The sequence below is a fragment of the Synechococcus sp. A15-62 genome (assembly GCF_014280075.1).
GTDB lineage: Bacteria > Cyanobacteriota > Cyanobacteriia > PCC-6307 > Cyanobiaceae > Parasynechococcus.
Window position 1 is genome coordinate 1,054,780 of sequence record NZ_CP047950.1, and the last position, 14,345, is coordinate 1,069,124.

The 14,345-nt window shown below is 59.1% G+C and carries 14 protein-coding genes; 11 read left to right on the forward strand and 3 right to left on the reverse strand.

The window, feature by feature from the left end:
* Window positions 1–7: 7 nt before the first annotated feature.
* From SynA1562_RS05935 to ccsB, 8 genes are read left to right on the forward strand one after another with little or no spacing between them, the layout of a single operon-like run.
* Window positions 8–760 (forward strand): M15 family metallopeptidase, encoded by a 753-nt coding sequence (locus SynA1562_RS05935; protein ID WP_186495146.1) that lies wholly within the window; start codon window positions 8–10, stop codon window positions 758–760.
* A complete protein-coding gene (locus tag SynA1562_RS05940) occupies window positions 757–3,288 on the forward strand; it encodes a U32 family peptidase (protein ID WP_186495147.1) in 2,532 nt (843 codons plus the stop codon). The genes SynA1562_RS05935 and SynA1562_RS05940 overlap by 4 nt, the downstream gene beginning before the upstream one ends.
* A 57-nt stretch (window positions 3,289–3,345) precedes the next feature.
* Window positions 3,346–5,154: a translational GTPase TypA gene (gene typA, locus SynA1562_RS05945; protein ID WP_186495148.1), complete on the forward strand. Its 1,809-nt coding sequence runs from the start codon at window positions 3,346–3,348 to the stop codon at window positions 5,152–5,154.
* The gene (locus SynA1562_RS05950; RefSeq protein ID WP_186495149.1) at window positions 5,154–5,510 is read left to right on the forward strand and encodes a DUF309 domain-containing protein; all 357 of its coding nucleotides are present in this window, start codon (window positions 5,154–5,156) and stop codon (window positions 5,508–5,510) included. The genes typA and SynA1562_RS05950 overlap by 1 nt, the downstream gene beginning before the upstream one ends.
* Before the next feature lie 50 nt (window positions 5,511–5,560).
* Window positions 5,561–5,998, forward strand: a complete 438-nt coding sequence (locus SynA1562_RS05955; protein WP_186495150.1) for an LptA/OstA family protein — start codon at window positions 5,561–5,563, stop codon at window positions 5,996–5,998.
* Window positions 5,995–6,723 carry an LPS export ABC transporter ATP-binding protein gene (gene lptB / locus SynA1562_RS05960; RefSeq protein WP_186495151.1) on the forward strand — a complete coding sequence of 243 codons (729 nt, stop codon included), beginning with the start codon at window positions 5,995–5,997 and terminating at the stop codon, window positions 6,721–6,723. Before SynA1562_RS05955 ends, lptB begins: the two co-directional genes overlap by 4 nt.
* 29 nt (window positions 6,724–6,752) lie before the next feature.
* Window positions 6,753–7,883, forward strand: coding sequence for an LptF/LptG family permease (locus SynA1562_RS05965; RefSeq protein WP_186495152.1), 1,131 nt, complete (start codon window positions 6,753–6,755; stop codon window positions 7,881–7,883).
* 38 nt (window positions 7,884–7,921) lie between these two features.
* On the forward strand, window positions 7,922–8,836 hold the full coding sequence (gene ccsB / locus SynA1562_RS05970) for a c-type cytochrome biogenesis protein CcsB (RefSeq protein ID WP_186495153.1): 915 nt from the start codon (window positions 7,922–7,924) through the stop codon (window positions 8,834–8,836).
* A 29-nt stretch (window positions 8,837–8,865) separates the two neighbouring features.
* Here the strand turns inward: ccsB and SynA1562_RS05975 are convergent, their stop codons facing one another.
* Window positions 8,866–9,168 carry a glycine zipper 2TM domain-containing protein gene (locus SynA1562_RS05975; RefSeq protein WP_255445761.1) on the reverse strand — a complete coding sequence of 101 codons (303 nt, stop codon included), beginning with the start codon at window positions 9,166–9,168 and terminating at the stop codon, window positions 8,866–8,868.
* Between the two features lie 558 nt (window positions 9,169–9,726).
* Here SynA1562_RS05975 and SynA1562_RS05980 point away from each other — a divergent pair.
* Window positions 9,727–10,173, forward strand: coding sequence for a septal ring lytic transglycosylase RlpA family protein (locus tag SynA1562_RS05980; RefSeq protein ID WP_255445762.1), 447 nt, complete (start codon window positions 9,727–9,729; stop codon window positions 10,171–10,173).
* A gap of 691 nt (window positions 10,174–10,864) precedes the next feature.
* On the opposite strand, the gene SynA1562_RS13000 is transcribed toward SynA1562_RS05980, so the two are convergent.
* Together SynA1562_RS13000 and rpe are read right to left on the reverse strand one after the other, a co-directional pair.
* Entirely contained in the window at window positions 10,865–10,993 is a 129-nt protein-coding gene (locus tag SynA1562_RS13000; protein WP_255445763.1) for a hypothetical protein, read from the reverse strand.
* Between the two features lie 154 nt (window positions 10,994–11,147).
* Window positions 11,148–11,831, reverse strand: coding sequence for a ribulose-phosphate 3-epimerase (gene rpe, locus SynA1562_RS05985; RefSeq protein WP_186495155.1), 684 nt, complete (start codon window positions 11,829–11,831; stop codon window positions 11,148–11,150).
* A 150-nt stretch (window positions 11,832–11,981) separates the two neighbouring features.
* Between rpe and glpX the strand changes: the two genes are divergently transcribed.
* Window positions 11,982–12,986: a class II fructose-bisphosphatase gene (gene glpX / locus SynA1562_RS05990; protein WP_186495156.1), complete on the forward strand. Its 1,005-nt coding sequence runs from the start codon at window positions 11,982–11,984 to the stop codon at window positions 12,984–12,986.
* 31 nt (window positions 12,987–13,017) lie between these two features.
* Complete coding sequence (locus tag SynA1562_RS05995) at window positions 13,018–14,316, forward strand: glutamyl-tRNA reductase (RefSeq protein WP_186495157.1); 1,299 nt, start codon at window positions 13,018–13,020, stop codon at window positions 14,314–14,316.
* The last annotated feature ends 29 nt before the right edge of the window (window positions 14,317–14,345 follow it).

A 14,345-nucleotide genomic window follows, 5' to 3' on the forward strand; every position in this document is an offset into this window, starting at 1 on the left:
CAGCGCCTTGGTTCGGGCCTCCTCTGCGCGACGCACCGAGCGGGAGGACATTCCGGTCGCCCGTCGAACACGACAGCCGCGACAACGCAAGGGAAACAGCGCGGCTGGTCTGCTGTTCGGGCTTGTTCTTGTCTGTGCCGGAAGCCTTGCTGTGGTGATGCTGGTTCCCACCCTGCTGTCACGGCGCCAGCCCACGCAGAGCCTCGAGATTTCAGGCTTTCGCGAACGTCCCGATGCCGATGGCCGTCTTCTGGGTCACTTCCCCTATGACGAAGCGGATGCCGATCAACTCATCGTCTTTGAGCCAGGGATTGAGCTGAATGTGGAGGCCGCCGATGCCCTCGACACGATGATGCGATCCGCCTCGGCAGACGGGGTTGATCTGCGTCTGCTCAGCGGATTTCGCTCCCTGGCCCTCCAGGAATCGATCTTTTTTGACGTGGCCTCCGAACGGAACCAAACCGCCGAAGAACGAGCTCAGGTTTCGGCTCCACCCGGCTACTCCGAACACAGCACCGGTTATGCCGTGGATCTCGGCGATGGCCGTTTTCCTGAGACCAACCTCTCCCAGAGCTTTCAAGACACCGCAGCCTTTCGCTGGTTGCAGGACCATGCGGCCCGGTATCACTTCGTGTTGTCCTTCCCCGAAGGCAACAAACAGGGTGTGATGTACGAACCCTGGCATTGGCGCTACCAGGGCAATGCGGATGCACTGCGATTGTTCGAGCCGGCCAGCCGGTTCTCCAGGCGCGACCCTTGAACGTCCCCGAACTGCTATCTCCCGCCGGCGACTGGGCTGCGATGAAGGCGGCTGCTGCCTCCGGTGCCGATGCGGTCTATTTCGGTGTTGATGCTTTCAACGCCCGCCAGCGGGCTGAAAATTTCCGACTGCAAGACCTTTCTGAGCTGATGCAGTGGCTGCATCAGCGGGGTTTGAAGGGATTCCTCACCTTCAACGTGTTGGTGTTCAGCGATGAATTGGAGGCAGCAGCTCAGCTGCTGATTGCTGCAGATCGAGCCGGCGTGGATGCGGTGATCGTCCAGGACGTGGGTCTCTGTCGCCTGGCCCAGCGGCTGGTGCCGAATCTCTGTGTGCACGGTTCAACCCAGATGTCGATCACCAGTGCAGCGGGCATCGCCCAGGCTGCTGCACTCGGTTGTCAGCGGGTGGTGCTGGCCCGGGAGCTGGCTTTGCGTGATCTTGAGCGCCTGCAGACACAACTCGTCCAGCGGAACCTTGCGATGCCGTTGGAGGTGTTCGTGCACGGCGCCCTTTGCGTTGCCTATTCCGGTCAATGCCTGACCAGTGAGTCGCTTGGGCAGCGCAGTGCCAATCGAGGTGAGTGTGCCCAGGCCTGTCGCCTGCCCTATGAAATGGTGGTAGATGGTCAAGCTCACCCGCTTGATGACCAGCGATACCTCCTCTCGCCCCAGGATCTGGCGGCCTGGGAGCTGCTGCCGGAGTTGCAGCGCATCGGCGTAGCCAGCCTCAAGATCGAAGGCCGCCTGAAGGATGCTGCCTACGTGGCTGCCGTCACCGACGCCTATCGGCAGCGCCTGGATCAGACCCCCGCTGCGGCGCCGCAGGTGCATCGCCAACTTGAGCTGGCATTTTCCCGAGGCCTGTCCACCGGTTGGCTGGAAGGGGTGAACCACCGCCGTCTGGTGCATGGCCGCTGGAGCAAGAAACGCGGCCCCCTGGTGGGGCAGTTGCTGCGGGTGGAACGGGGTGGTTGGTTGCATTTGCGCAGCCGGGACCAGCTGCAAGCTGGTCAGGGCCTTGTGCTGGAACAGCTGTCGTCCGACCCCCTGCAGCCGCCTCGGGAGATCGGTGGCCGGATCATGGTGTGTGAGCGGCTGGGCGACGAACGCTGGAAGCTGCGCCTTGGGCCCGAGCGCGTGGATGGCTCAGGCTTGAGACCTGGCACCTCGGTCTGGCTCACCAGTGACCCTGACTGGCAGTCCCGTTGGCAGCGTGCTGCCCGCCGCACGGTGGAGGCCCGGTCTCGGGATCTGTCGCTGCGGGTGTCCGGTCGGCTGGATGCACCGCTGGAGTTGCACCTCCTGGCGCCTCCGGGGCTGGATCTGAAGGTCAGCAGCTCCATGCCGCTGCAGAGTGCTTCGCAGCGCCCTCTAGATAGGGGTCGCCTAGAGCAGCAACTGGGACGCCTGGGGGGAACCGGCTGGTCGCTCCAGCATCTTGAGGTCCAGCTGGAGGGCGATCTCTTTCTGCCGGTGGCGGAACTAAACCGCATGCGCAGGGTGCTGCTGGAGCGGTTGGAGGCCTCGCTGCATGGGAGCAGTGATTCAGGTCCTGTCCCTGGAGCCACCAAAACAGCAGACCCCACAGAGTTGCTGGCTCAGATGTGCCCAACAGTTGTCGCTCCCCTCAGCGAGACCAAGCCAGGCTTGGTGGTGCTGGTGCGCAGCCTGGAGCAGCTGCAGGCCTTGGTCCATCTATCCGGCACGGACCTGCCGATTCGCTCGGTGGTGGCTGATCTTGAGCAGCCGCGGGATTTGCGGGAAGCGGTGGCGATCGGTAGAGGTTGCTGGCCGGAGGGTGTTTGGCTGGCTGGGGCACGGATCACACGGCCTGATGAACGCTGGACGCTTGAGCCACTGATTCGTGCTCGCCCCGACGGTTTCCTGGTGCGAAATGCCGATCAGCTGGAGGTGCTGACGCCGCTGGCCCCTTGCATTGGCGACTTTTCCCTCAACACCGCCAACCCCCTGAGCTTCCATTGGTATCGCGACCACTGGAAGCTGCAGCGACTCACGGCCAGTTACGACCTGAACCTTCAGCAACTGCTGGATCTGGCCGCCGCCGTTAATCCGGCGCTGCTGGAGGTCACCCTGCATCAGCACATGCCGTTGTTCCACATGGAGCATTGCCTGTTCTGTGCGTTCCTCTCAAACGGCAAGGACCACACTGATTGCGGTCGTCCCTGTGAGAAGCACCACGTCACCCTGCGAGATCGCAGCGGCGTTGAACATCCCCTGCGGGCTGATCTGGGGTGTCGCAACACTCTTTTCAATGGCACGGCCCAATCGGGCGTGGAGGCGCTTCCGTCTCTGCTGCGGGCTGGTGTGCGCCGGGTCCGGCTTGAACTTCTTGATGAGGATGCCGCTGCGACGCACCGGCGCGTCAGCCTTTATGCCGAGGCTCTGGCGGGTCGGATGGCCACCCAGGAGGTCTGGTCCCAGGAGCAAATCCACCACCAGCTGGGCGTCACCCGCGGCAGCCTGCGCAGCAAGGGTCCGGAGCGCACCAGTCGATTCTCACGTTGAGATAACCTGTCGCACTGCGCCTTTGGCGTTCTTCACAAATACTTACGGTCAGCCCGCATGAGCGCCAACAACAAGGCGATCCGCAACATCGCGATCATCGCCCACGTTGACCACGGCAAGACGACTCTGGTCGATTCGCTGTTGGCGCAGTCAGGAATTTTCCGCGACAACGAGGCCGTCCCCACCTGTGTGATGGACTCCAACGACCTGGAGCGTGAGCGGGGCATCACGATCCTGTCGAAAAACACGGCTGTCACCTACAAGGACACCCGGATCAACATCGTTGACACCCCTGGGCACGCCGATTTCGGTGGTGAAGTGGAGCGGGTGCTGGGCATGGTCGACGGTTGCCTGCTGATCGTTGATGCCAACGAGGGGCCGATGCCCCAAACCCGCTTTGTGTTGAAGAAAGCCCTAGAGCAGGGTCTGCGCCCGATCGTGTTCGTCAACAAGATCGACCGTGCCCGGGTGGACCCCGAGACCGCCGTCGACAAGGTGCTCGACCTGTTCATTGAACTCGGCGCTGACGATGATCAGTGCGATTTCCCCTACCTGTTCGGCAGCGGTCTTGGAGGCTTCGCCAAGCCCGACATGAAGACCGACAGCGACAACATGCGTCCGCTGTTCGATGCCATCTTGCGCCACGTTCCGCCCCCGGTTGGTGATCCGGAAAAGCCCCTTCAGCTGCAAATCACAACCCTTGATTATTCAGACTTCCTGGGTCGGATCATCATTGGCCGCGTTCATAACGGAAAAATCAAACAGGGTCAGAACGCTGCGCTGATCAAGGACGACGGCAGCATCAAGAAGGGCCGCATCAGCAAGCTTCTTGGCTTCGAGGGGCTGCAGCGCGTTGAGATCGAAGAGGCTTCCGCCGGTGATCTGGTGGCCGTTGCTGGTTTCGACGACGTCAACATCGGTGAAACCATCGCCTGCCCGGATGAGCCCACCGCTCTGCCGCTGATCAAGGTGGATGAGCCCACCCTGCAGATGACCTTCGTCGTCAACGATTCACCCTTCGCTGGCAAGGAAGGCAAGTTCGTCACCAGCCGTCAGGTGCGTGACCGCCTTCAGCGTGAGTTGCTCACCAACGTGGCCTTGCGTGTGGAAGACACCGATTCACCAGATCGTTTTGCGGTGAGTGGTCGCGGTGAGCTGCACCTCGGCATCCTGATCGAGACCATGCGCCGTGAGGGCTATGAGTTCCAGGTGTCCCAGCCGCAGGTGATCTACCGCACCATCGATGGCACCCCTTGTGAGCCCGTGGAAACCCTGGTGATGGATGTCCCTGAACCTGCCGTGGGCAGCTGCATCGAAAAACTGGGCACCCGCAAGGGTGAGATGCAGAACATGGAAACCAGTGCTGATGGCCGCACCCAGCTGGAGTTCATCGTTCCCTCCCGCGGTCTGATCGGTTTCCGCGGTGAATTCATCCGGGCCACCCGCGGCGAAGGAATCATGAGCCATTCCTTCTATGAGTACCGGCCGATGATGGGTGAATTCGACACCCGCCGGAACGGTGTACTGATCGCCTTCGAAGAGGGAACGGCCACGTTCTATGCCCTCAAGAACGCTGAGGATCGCGGCCAGTTTTTCATCAGCCCCGGCACCAAGGTTTACAAGGGAATGATCATCGGTGAATACAACCGGCCTCAAGACCTTGAAATCAACGTCTGTAAGACCAAGCAGCTCACCAACATGCGTTCCGCTGGCGCTGAGGAACTGGACACGCTGCAAGCACCGGTTCAGATGACGCTGGAGCGCGCGTTGGAATACATCGGCCCCGACGAGATGCTCGAAGTCACGCCCGAGTCGATCCGTCTGCGCAAACTTCCCGGGAAGAAGCCGGCCAAGTCCAAGCGCTGATGCCTCAGGCGGATCCTCGCTTTCAACAGGGAGTGGAGCTCTTCAATGCGGGTGAGTGGTACGCCGCTCATGATCTGTTTGAGGAGCTCTGGCATGAAACAGCTGATCCGGAACGGCGCAGCCTGCAGGGGATCCTGCAGGTGGCCGTAGCGCAGTTGCATTTGCAACGGGGCAACCGGCGGGGGGCCACGATTCTCTTTGGTGAAGCTCTGGGTCGTCTTAAACGTCCTGGAACCCCAGATCTGGGCCTGGACCTCGCGTCTCTGTGCCGTGCTGCGCATCAGCGGCTCGAGGCGCTTCAGCAGGATGGGGATCCCGAGTCATGCACTGTCCCTGTTCTTGAGTCCAAGCGCTGAAGCGCCGGTAATCTCAACAAACTTAAGCGAGTTGCGTGGCGGTTAAAGCGATGCTCCGTACCGGGGGCTTTTGTTTAGCTCTCCCCCTTCTGGCCATCTTTTGGCCCCTGGTGTCGGCCCAGGCTCAGCAAACGGCTGACGCAGGCGTCATCACGATTGAGTCCGATCTTCAATCGGCCGACAACGGCACGGGTGTGATCACTGCCAGCGGCAATGTTCGTCTGGTGCATGCCGGTCGTGGCTTGGTGGCCACCAGCCGACAGGCCCAGTACTTCACGGAGGAAGACCGGATTGTGCTGAGTGGTGATGTGGATGTGATTCAGGCCGACGGCAACCAGCTCCGCGCTGATCGCTTCACTTATCTGCTGGAGGAAGGTCGCGCGATCGCCAGCCCCGTTCCGGGCCAGCAGGTGTTCAGTCAGTGGTCGCTCACTCCCAGCCAACCCATGCTCGACGTTCAGGCCGAGACAACCACGGTGACTCGATGAGCCTGGAACTGTCGAATGTCTCCATCACCCTTGGGGGTCGCCAGTTGCTGAAGGGCTTGGATCTGAAGCTTTCCCCCGGTGAGGTGGTCGGCCTGCTCGGTCCTAACGGAGCTGGAAAAACTACCACCTTCAATCTGGTGATCGGTCTGCTCTCCCCTGATCAGGGTGATGTGACCGTGGACGGTGCGCGTGTCACCGACCTCCCCATGCCGGAGCGAGCAAGGCTTGGCGTGGGTTATCTGCCCCAGGAACCCAGTGTTTTTCGCAACCTCACGGTGCGTGAAAACCTGGATATCGCTCTTGAACAGACCGATCTCAGTTCCGAGCAGCGACGGGAGCGGCGCCAGCAGCTGATTGAAGACTTTCACCTCACCGCGTTCATCAACCGGCTTGGCTTCCAACTTTCCGGGGGGGAACGTCGCCGTTGCGAAGTGGCCCGGGCGCTGGCATCGGGTGCCAACGGACCGACGTATCTGCTTTTGGATGAACCCTTCGCCGGTGTTGACCCCCTCGCGGTGGCAGACCTGCAGTTGCTGATCGAGGGGTTGCGGTCCCGGGGCATGGGGATTCTGATCACCGATCACAACGTGCGGGAAACCCTGGCCACCACTGATCGGGCTTACATCCTCAACGATGGTGCGGTGTTGGCTGCAGGACGGTCCGAGGAGGTGGCGGCTGATCCACAGGTGCGTCGTTACTACCTCGGGGAGGGATTCCAGCTGTGATTGTGGATCGTCTCAAAAGGTCCACCTGGATGCGGCTGGATCTCCTGGATCGTTGGTTGCTCAAGGAGCTTCTGGGTCCGCTGCTGTTCTTCATCGCTCTCTTCACCCTGCTGCTGCTCACCGGTGGCGTGATGTTTGAACTGGTGCGGCAGATGGTCGATAAGAACCTGCCGATCACGATCGCGGTTCAGGTTCTGTTGTTCAGCATTCCCCGTTGGTTGGCCTTTTCTGTGCCGATCGGAACGTTGATGGCGTCGCTGTTCGTGTTCACCCGCCTTTCGGCGAACAGTGAACTCACTGCACTGCGAAGCCTTGGGATCACCACAGTGAGGATGATCAGCGCGGCCCTCGCCCTCTCCATGGTGATGACGCTGTTCACCTTCGTCCTCAACGACGTGGTGGTGCCTCGCAGCCAACGCTATGCAGAGGTCACCCTCAAGCGTTCATTGGGGCGTTCCCTCGCCAGTGAGACAGGACGCGACATCATTTATCCCCGTTTCGGGACCCGCTTCGACTCCGACGGCGAAGAAGACGGCAAGGGACTGAATCAACTCTTCTATTCGAGGAAGTTTCAGGACGGGGAAATGGTGGACGTGACGGTTCTGGATTTCACCCGATCCGGCTTCACCCAGATGTTGCGTGCGGATCGGGCGATCTGGAATGAGGACCAGGCCAGCTGGGACTTTCTCGATGGCCAGATTCTGACCCTGGCTGCCAACGGCAGCTCAACCAAGGCTGATTTCGATCGTTACGTCTATCCCCTTGGGTCAGGACCGGTGCGCCTGGCAGGAATTGAGAAGGATGCCGTCAACATGACCGTTGCTGAAGCTTTGCAGGCCCAGAGGCTGTATGAAGAGGCCGGCAGCATCAAGGAGGCCCGCAAGATTCGTGTGCGGATCCAGGAGAAGTTCACGGTTCCCATGGCTTGTCTGGTGTTTGGCTTGTTTGGAGCCACCCTTGGCGCTCAGCCCAGTTACCGAAGCAGCCGAAGCTTCTCGTTCGTGCTCACCCTCGGGATCATCGCTGTTTATTACGTGATCGGTTTCAGCTTCAGTTCCCTTGGGGTGAAGGGAACCCTTCCACCGATCCTGGCGGCATGGCTGCCGGTGATGTTGTTTCTCGGGGCGGGTGGTCTGTTACTGAAACAGGCCAGTCGCTGATTGACCGAGGCAGAATCGCCGTGTCTTTGGGAAATGGTGTGTTGAACACGCCTTTTGAGCTGGTCACCAGTCTTGGTTTTGCAGGCTTCGTGTTGCTGCTGCTGGCCATGCCTCTGGCTTTCTGGGCGGTGTCCAGCCAATCCCGAGCTGGCTTGGTTCGGCTTCTAGTGGCCGTCGCCAACCTTCTGTTCACAGCTCAGCTGATTTTGCGCTGGTGGCAATCAGGCCACTTCCCGATCAGCAACCTCTACGAATCCCTTTGCTTCCTTGCCTGGGCTTGCACCCTCACCCAGTTGTTGGTGGAACGGGCCTGGCCGTCTCCCATCGTTGCGGCAGCAGCCACCCCCATGGGCCTGGGTTGCATTGCCTTCGCCAGCTTCGCGTTGCCCGATCAATTGCAGTCAGCGGCTCCTCTGGTTCCTGCCCTGCGCTCCAGCTGGTTGGTGATGCATGTGAGCGTGATCATGGTGAGTTATGCCGCCTTGCTGGTGGGATCCCTGCTCTCCTTGGCGGTCTTGGTCACCGATCGCGACCAATCCCTGGAACTCAGGAGCAGTTCCATTGGCAGTGGTGGATTTCGTCAGGCGGCCTCACTTACCAACGGTGGTTCTGTTCAGCTGAAATCGGTTCAGCTGAGCACCAATGAACAACTCGACAGCCTCAGTTACCGCACGATCACGGTTGGTTTCCTGATGCTCACGGTGGGCATCGTGAGTGGTGCTGTTTGGGCGAATGAAGCCTGGGGCAGCTATTGGAGCTGGGACCCCAAGGAAACCTGGGCCTTGATCTGCTGGCTGGTCTACGCCGCTTATCTGCACACCCGCCTCAGCCGCGGTTGGCAGGGCCGACGCCCAGCTCTTGTTGCGGTGGTGGGTCTTGTGGTGATCGCTGTTTGCTACATCGGCGTGAATCTGCTGGGAATTGGCTTGCACAGTTACGGCTGGTTTTTCTGACCAGCTGCCTGCGTGTTCTCGATCAGGGCTCAACCACCATCGATCTGACATCCGACCAGGGCACCGCCAACGGCTCCAGCGGGAATGGACCAGATCCAGTTGTCCTTTTTGGCAAGCGCGCCTCCCAAGGCTCCACCAAGAACACCACCAGCGAGACTTCCCTCCAAACAGGAATTGTTGTCCTCAGCAGCAGGGGCCTCGACGACGGTTTTTCCGCTTGACGTTGTTGGTGGATGATCTGGATGGTTGTGGGCGCGGTGCCCCTGCTGGTGCTTATGGCTTTTGCCCCCATGGAAATGCAGGGTCTTGGGACAAGGGCGTTCGGCCCTCACCTCTCGACTGCTGACGTACCCAGGCTTGTCCCGCGTTCCGGGATGGTAAGTCTCAACGTATTGATTCTGATAGCAAGTCTTCGCCCTGGAGTAAGTGCTGTTGGCTAGGGATGGTTGATTCACAACTGTCGTCATCACGACTCCCGCAATAAGTCCAGAAAAAATATTCTTCATGACGGAGGAGTTGGTTTGTTGATTCATTCTGCATTCCAGAACGAGCAAGGGTCTGACAGCCTCAGTTGGATCTGTGACAGGATGCATCTGGACGTGAACTTATTGCTTTTTTGTTGTATTCATCGTAATCATTTTATTCTCTTGGATAATCCCCCAGATGAGGGATTTATTCCTTACGCTCATATCCCCCATTTCAGGGATGGTGTACGCCGGTTCAGTTTGTAAAGCCAGTACACCAACAGTGGAAGAGATTCTTGAGCTGCATGCCTGCAGCTGTGGCTGAACTGCATGGTGGAGATGTGGGTCTGGCAGCGAAAGCGGCCGCCACAAGGGGATCGAGGCCTTACGGACTCTCCCCACCACTCAGGGGGGATCGAGGTCCACATGGACTCTCCCCCCAAACTCTTCACAACTCCGATGAGAATCACTCTTTCGTTGGTGTCCCCTGTCGTCGGGCTTGTGTTGCTGGTCGCTGCAGGCTGTTCCCGCAACAAGGTCGAGAACACCCAGCCCAACCACGATGTTTCACCTGCAACGGAGAAGACTGTCGTTGGTCGGGCCACTTGGTATGGGCCTGGTTTCTATGGAAATAAAACCGCTAGTGGTGAGATCCTTCAGAGGAACACCCTGACTGCTGCTCACGGCCAGTTGCCTTTTGGGACGAAGGTGAAAGTCACGCGTGAAGACACCAATGAAAGTGTGACTGTGGTGATCAACGATCGAAAACCCTTCAAGGAGGGCACAGTCATCGATCTTGCCCATGGAGCTGCAGATCAGTTAGGGATCGATGAAGACGGTGAAGCCCGAGTAAGCCTCGAGGTTCTCGATTGAACCCAATGGCCAAACCGATCCATGAGGGAAGAGACCTCCTGGTTTCGGTGTCGCTTCCCACCCTGTCTTGAAGCGTTTAAGCCCTATTGAGATGAGTGCTCGCTGAGCACTGACGTTGATGTTTCGGACTCTTCTGCTTGTGAGCGGAGATAACGCTTCCGCTGCGCCGATTCCAGACCAGACAGCAGGGCCGCACGTCTGGTCGGAATGACCGTTTGAGGCCGGTCAAGACCTCGAAGAAGTGGATGAATTCCTCGTCTGCTCATGCCGTTTTTTCGGATATGCGTGAATCTCGCGTCGTGACCTGTGGTCCATCGCGTTATTAAATGATTTCATAATCGTCAATCTTGTTTTGTGATCCACGTCACTGATTGGCGTAATGGTCTTCCTGCGGTGGTTGTCCTCTCAGGACAAGCATCAGACCAGCGGGCAAAAAGGAAGGCCACCCCGCAGAGGGATGGCCTGAACCTTGTTGGCGTTCTTTGAAGCTGAACGAAGCGTCTGGCTGTTTGGCTTGTCAGGCCAGTCAGGCAGCTTCTAGATCTTGCTCAGTTGGACTGTCGTCACGCATTGGACGCCTCCGACTTCGACAATCCCAGCATCGCTCAAAGCAGATGCTCGCATCATCCGTATTTCAACTCAGCGGCAGGGAGAAAAAGCGGAGCAAGCTCGATCCTTAAAGTCAACAGAACTATTGAGCCAAATGTTGAAGAACGGCACCGATATTCATGCTCCCTTTGAGATAACCTGCAAAAGCCAATGCGATCACGCCTGCATTAAGCGCCAGAAATGCAGTAACCAGTTTGACGTCATCATTCATGTATTCATTATCGGAGGCTCGTTGGAGTTACTGTGGCCACAAAATCTTTGGAGATGATGAAACTTCTCAAACGCTTCGTTCTTTCTTGAAGGGATCACAAAAAAAGCCCGGCATGGGCTGCCGGGCTGGTGGTGTTCAGTTCATGGCTTGCTGATCAGGCAAGAACGGCTTCCTTGCTGCTGCTGTTGCGGATGCCTTTGATCGCTTCGGCGTAATCGGGTTGGTTGAACACGCCGGAGCCAGACACAATCGCGTTGGCACCTGCTTCGATCACCTTCCAGGCATTGCCGGCTTTGATGCCGCCATCCACTTCGATCCAGGGATCGAGACCCCTCTCATCGCACATGCGGCGCAAGTCGCGGATTTTCTGAACCTGGTTTTCGATGAAGCTTTGGCCGCCGAAACCGGGGTTGACGCTCATGACCAGCACCAGATCGCAGAGCTCGAGGCAGTACTCGAGGGTGTCGATTGGAGTTGAGGGATTCAGGACTGCACCTGCTTTTTTGCCCAGGTCTTTGATCTGAGCCAGGTTCCGGTGCAGGTGCGGGCAGGCCTCAACCTGCACAGAAATGATGTCGGCACCGGCCTTGGCGAAGTCAGGGACGTACTTCTCCGGCTCAACGATCATCAGGTGAACGTCCAGGGGCTTCTGGGTCACCGGACGCAGCGCTTCAACAATCAGCGGTCCAATGGTGATGTTCGGAACAAAGCGGCCGTCCATCACATCCACATGGATCCAATCCGCACCGGCTTCGTCCACGGCTTTCACTTCTTCGCCGAGGCGTGCGAAGTCAGCCGACAGGATCGACGGCGAGATCACCAGGGGCTTGGTGCTCATGGATGAGGAGCGCGAAGTGCCGGGAGATTTTAGGGACTCCTGCAACCACTGATACAGTGAGCCGCGCTCAGACGTCGAGATCCACTGCGGCGACGGCCAACTGCCCGTCCAGAAGATCTCGCCAACCCGTCCCACCTCATCCGGAGTCCCGTGGATCAGACCCTCATTCAGGAAATTCTCGAGATCGTCGAGCAGGCCGCCATCGCTTCCGCCTCGCTCTCCGGCAAAGGCCTGAAGGATGAAGCCGATGCATTGGCCGTTGATGCCATGCGCAAGCGCATGAATCAGATCCAGATGCAGGGCCGCATCGTGATCGGCGAGGGGGAACGTGATGAAGCCCCGATGCTCTACATCGGAGAAGAGGTCGGCACCGGCACTGGCCCTGGTGTTGACTTTGCTGTCGACCCCTGCGAAGGCACCAACCTCTGCGCCTTCAACCAACGCGGCTCCATGGCTGTTCTCGCCGCTTCCGATCGGGGCGGTCTGTTCAACGCCCCCGACTTCTACATGAAGAAGCTGGCTGCTCCTCCGGCAGCAAAGGGCAAGGTGGACATCCGCAAATCAGCCACTGAAAACATCAAGATCCTCAGCGAGTGCTTGGGTCTCCCCGTTGACGAGCTGAACATCGTTGTGATGGATCGCGCCCGTCACAAGGACTTGATCGCTGAGATCCGTGCCACCGGCGCTCGCATCCAGCCGATATCTGATGGAGACGTTCAGGCCGCCATCGCCTGCGGTTTCGCCGGCACAGGAACCCACTGCCTGATGGGCATCGGCGCTGCCCCTGAGGGTGTGATTTCAGCCGCTGCCATGCGCGCTCTTGGTGGCCACTTCCAGGGCCAACTGGTGTACGACCCCGCGATTGCTCAGACCTCCGAATGGGCTGATATGACCAAAGAGGGCAACCTTGCGCGTCTCGCTGAGATGGGCATCGCTGATCCCGACAAGGTCTACGAAGCCGAGGAGCTGGCCTGCGGCGAGCATGTTTGTTTCGCTGGCAGCGGCATCACGGATGGTCTGCTCTTCAGTGGCGTTAAGTTCGAAAAGGACTGCACCCGCACAAGCAGCCTGGTGATCAGCAATCTGGATAACACCTGCCGCTTCACCAACACCGTGCACATCAAAGACGGCGCCCAGAGCATTGCTCTGAGCTGATCGTCACCCATTGGTTGAGAGGAACGCCTTCATGCATATCTCCGTCGTCGGCCTCAGTCATCGCACGGCACCGGTGGAGATCCGGGAACGGCTCAGCATTCCTGAGCAGACCATGGAGACGTCCCTTCAATCGCTCCGCGGTAATGAGCAGGTGCTCGAGGCATCCATCCTCAGCACCTGCAACCGGCTTGAGATTTACACCCTGGTCCGCAATCCGGACCTCGGAGTGTCTGCTGTCAGCGACTTTCTCAGCAGCCACTCCGGTCTTGAAACGGGCGAGCTGACGCCTCACCTGTTCAGTTACCACCACGAAGACGCTGTCGATCACCTCATGCGGGTGGCGGCGGGTCTCGACAGCCTTGTGCTGGGTGAGGGACAAATCCTGTCCCAGGTGAAGAAAATGATGCGGCTCGGTCAGGAGCACAAATCTCTGGGACCGATTCTGAATCGATTGCTCACCCAGGCTGTTACCACCGGCAAACGCGTCCGCAGCGAAACCAATCTTGGAACAGGGGCTGTGTCGATCAGCTCTGCTGCAGTTGAGCTTGCTCAGCTCAAGCTCGGCCAATCCCGGGGACTGGACCAACTGGTCACCCTGGAAAGCGAGCAGATCGCTGTTGTAGGTGCCGGGCGCATGAGCCGTCTGTTGCTTCAGCATTTGCAGGCCAAGGGTGCCTCCGGTGTTGTTCTGCTGAACCGCACTGTTGAGCGGGCCGAGCAGCTTTCGGCCGATTTCCCCGATCTTCCTGTTCAGTGCAGGCCGCTCACGGATCTCGATCAGTACCTGAGCACCTGCTCGCTGATGTTCACCAGCACCGCCGCTGATGATCCGATCATTGATGCTGCACGTCTGGCTCCTCTGAACCGTCGCAGCAAGCTGCGCCTGATCGACATCGGTGTGCCGCGAAACATTGCTGCCGATGCTGCCGACGTGAACGGCGTTGAATCCCACGATGTTGACGACCTTCAAGAGGTCGTTGCCCGTAACCAGGAAGCCCGTCAGGCCATGGCTCGGGAGGCAGAGCAGTTGCTTCAGCAGGAAGCGCAGCAGTTCCTCGAGTGGTGGGACAGCCTTGAGGCCGTGCCGACCATCAACCAGCTGCGTTCCTCGATGGAGTCGATCCGTACGGAGGAACTCCAGAAAGCCCTCAGCCGAATGGGCCCTGACTTCTCAGCTCGGGAACGCAAGGTTGTCGAGGCTCTGAGCAAGGGCATCGTCAACAAAATTCTCCACACGCCGGTCACCCAGCTGCGGGCTCCCCAGACCCGTCAGGATCGCCAACAGGCTCTTCGAATTGTCGAAAGACTGTTCGATTTGGAAGCATCTTGAGCTCTTGAGCGATTCAGTCGCGATCTGAA

Bases quoted from the DNA above. Each gene is read 5' to 3' on its own strand.
- rpe (WP_186495155.1), bottom strand. From the start codon at position 11,831: ATGAGCACCAAGCCCCTGGTGATCTCGCCGTCGATCCTGTCGGCTGAC.
- lptB (WP_186495151.1), top strand. From the start codon at position 5,995: ATGAGCCTGGAACTGTCGAATGTCTCCATCACCCTTGGGGGTCGCCAG.
- SynA1562_RS05995 (WP_186495157.1), top strand. From the start codon at position 13,018: ATGCATATCTCCGTCGTCGGCCTCAGTCATCGCACGGCACCGGTGGAG.
- SynA1562_RS13000 (WP_255445763.1), bottom strand. From the start codon at position 10,993: ATGAATGATGACGTCAAACTGGTTACTGCATTTCTGGCGCTTAATGCA.
- typA (WP_186495148.1), top strand. From the start codon at position 3,346: ATGAGCGCCAACAACAAGGCGATCCGCAACATCGCGATCATCGCCCAC.
- SynA1562_RS05965 (WP_186495152.1), top strand. From the start codon at position 6,753: ATGCGGCTGGATCTCCTGGATCGTTGGTTGCTCAAGGAGCTTCTGGGT.
- SynA1562_RS05950 (WP_186495149.1), top strand. From the start codon at position 5,154: ATGCCTCAGGCGGATCCTCGCTTTCAACAGGGAGTGGAGCTCTTCAAT.
- SynA1562_RS05980 (WP_255445762.1), top strand. From the start codon at position 9,727: ATGGACTCTCCCCCCAAACTCTTCACAACTCCGATGAGAATCACTCTT.
- SynA1562_RS05955 (WP_186495150.1), top strand. From the start codon at position 5,561: ATGCTCCGTACCGGGGGCTTTTGTTTAGCTCTCCCCCTTCTGGCCATC.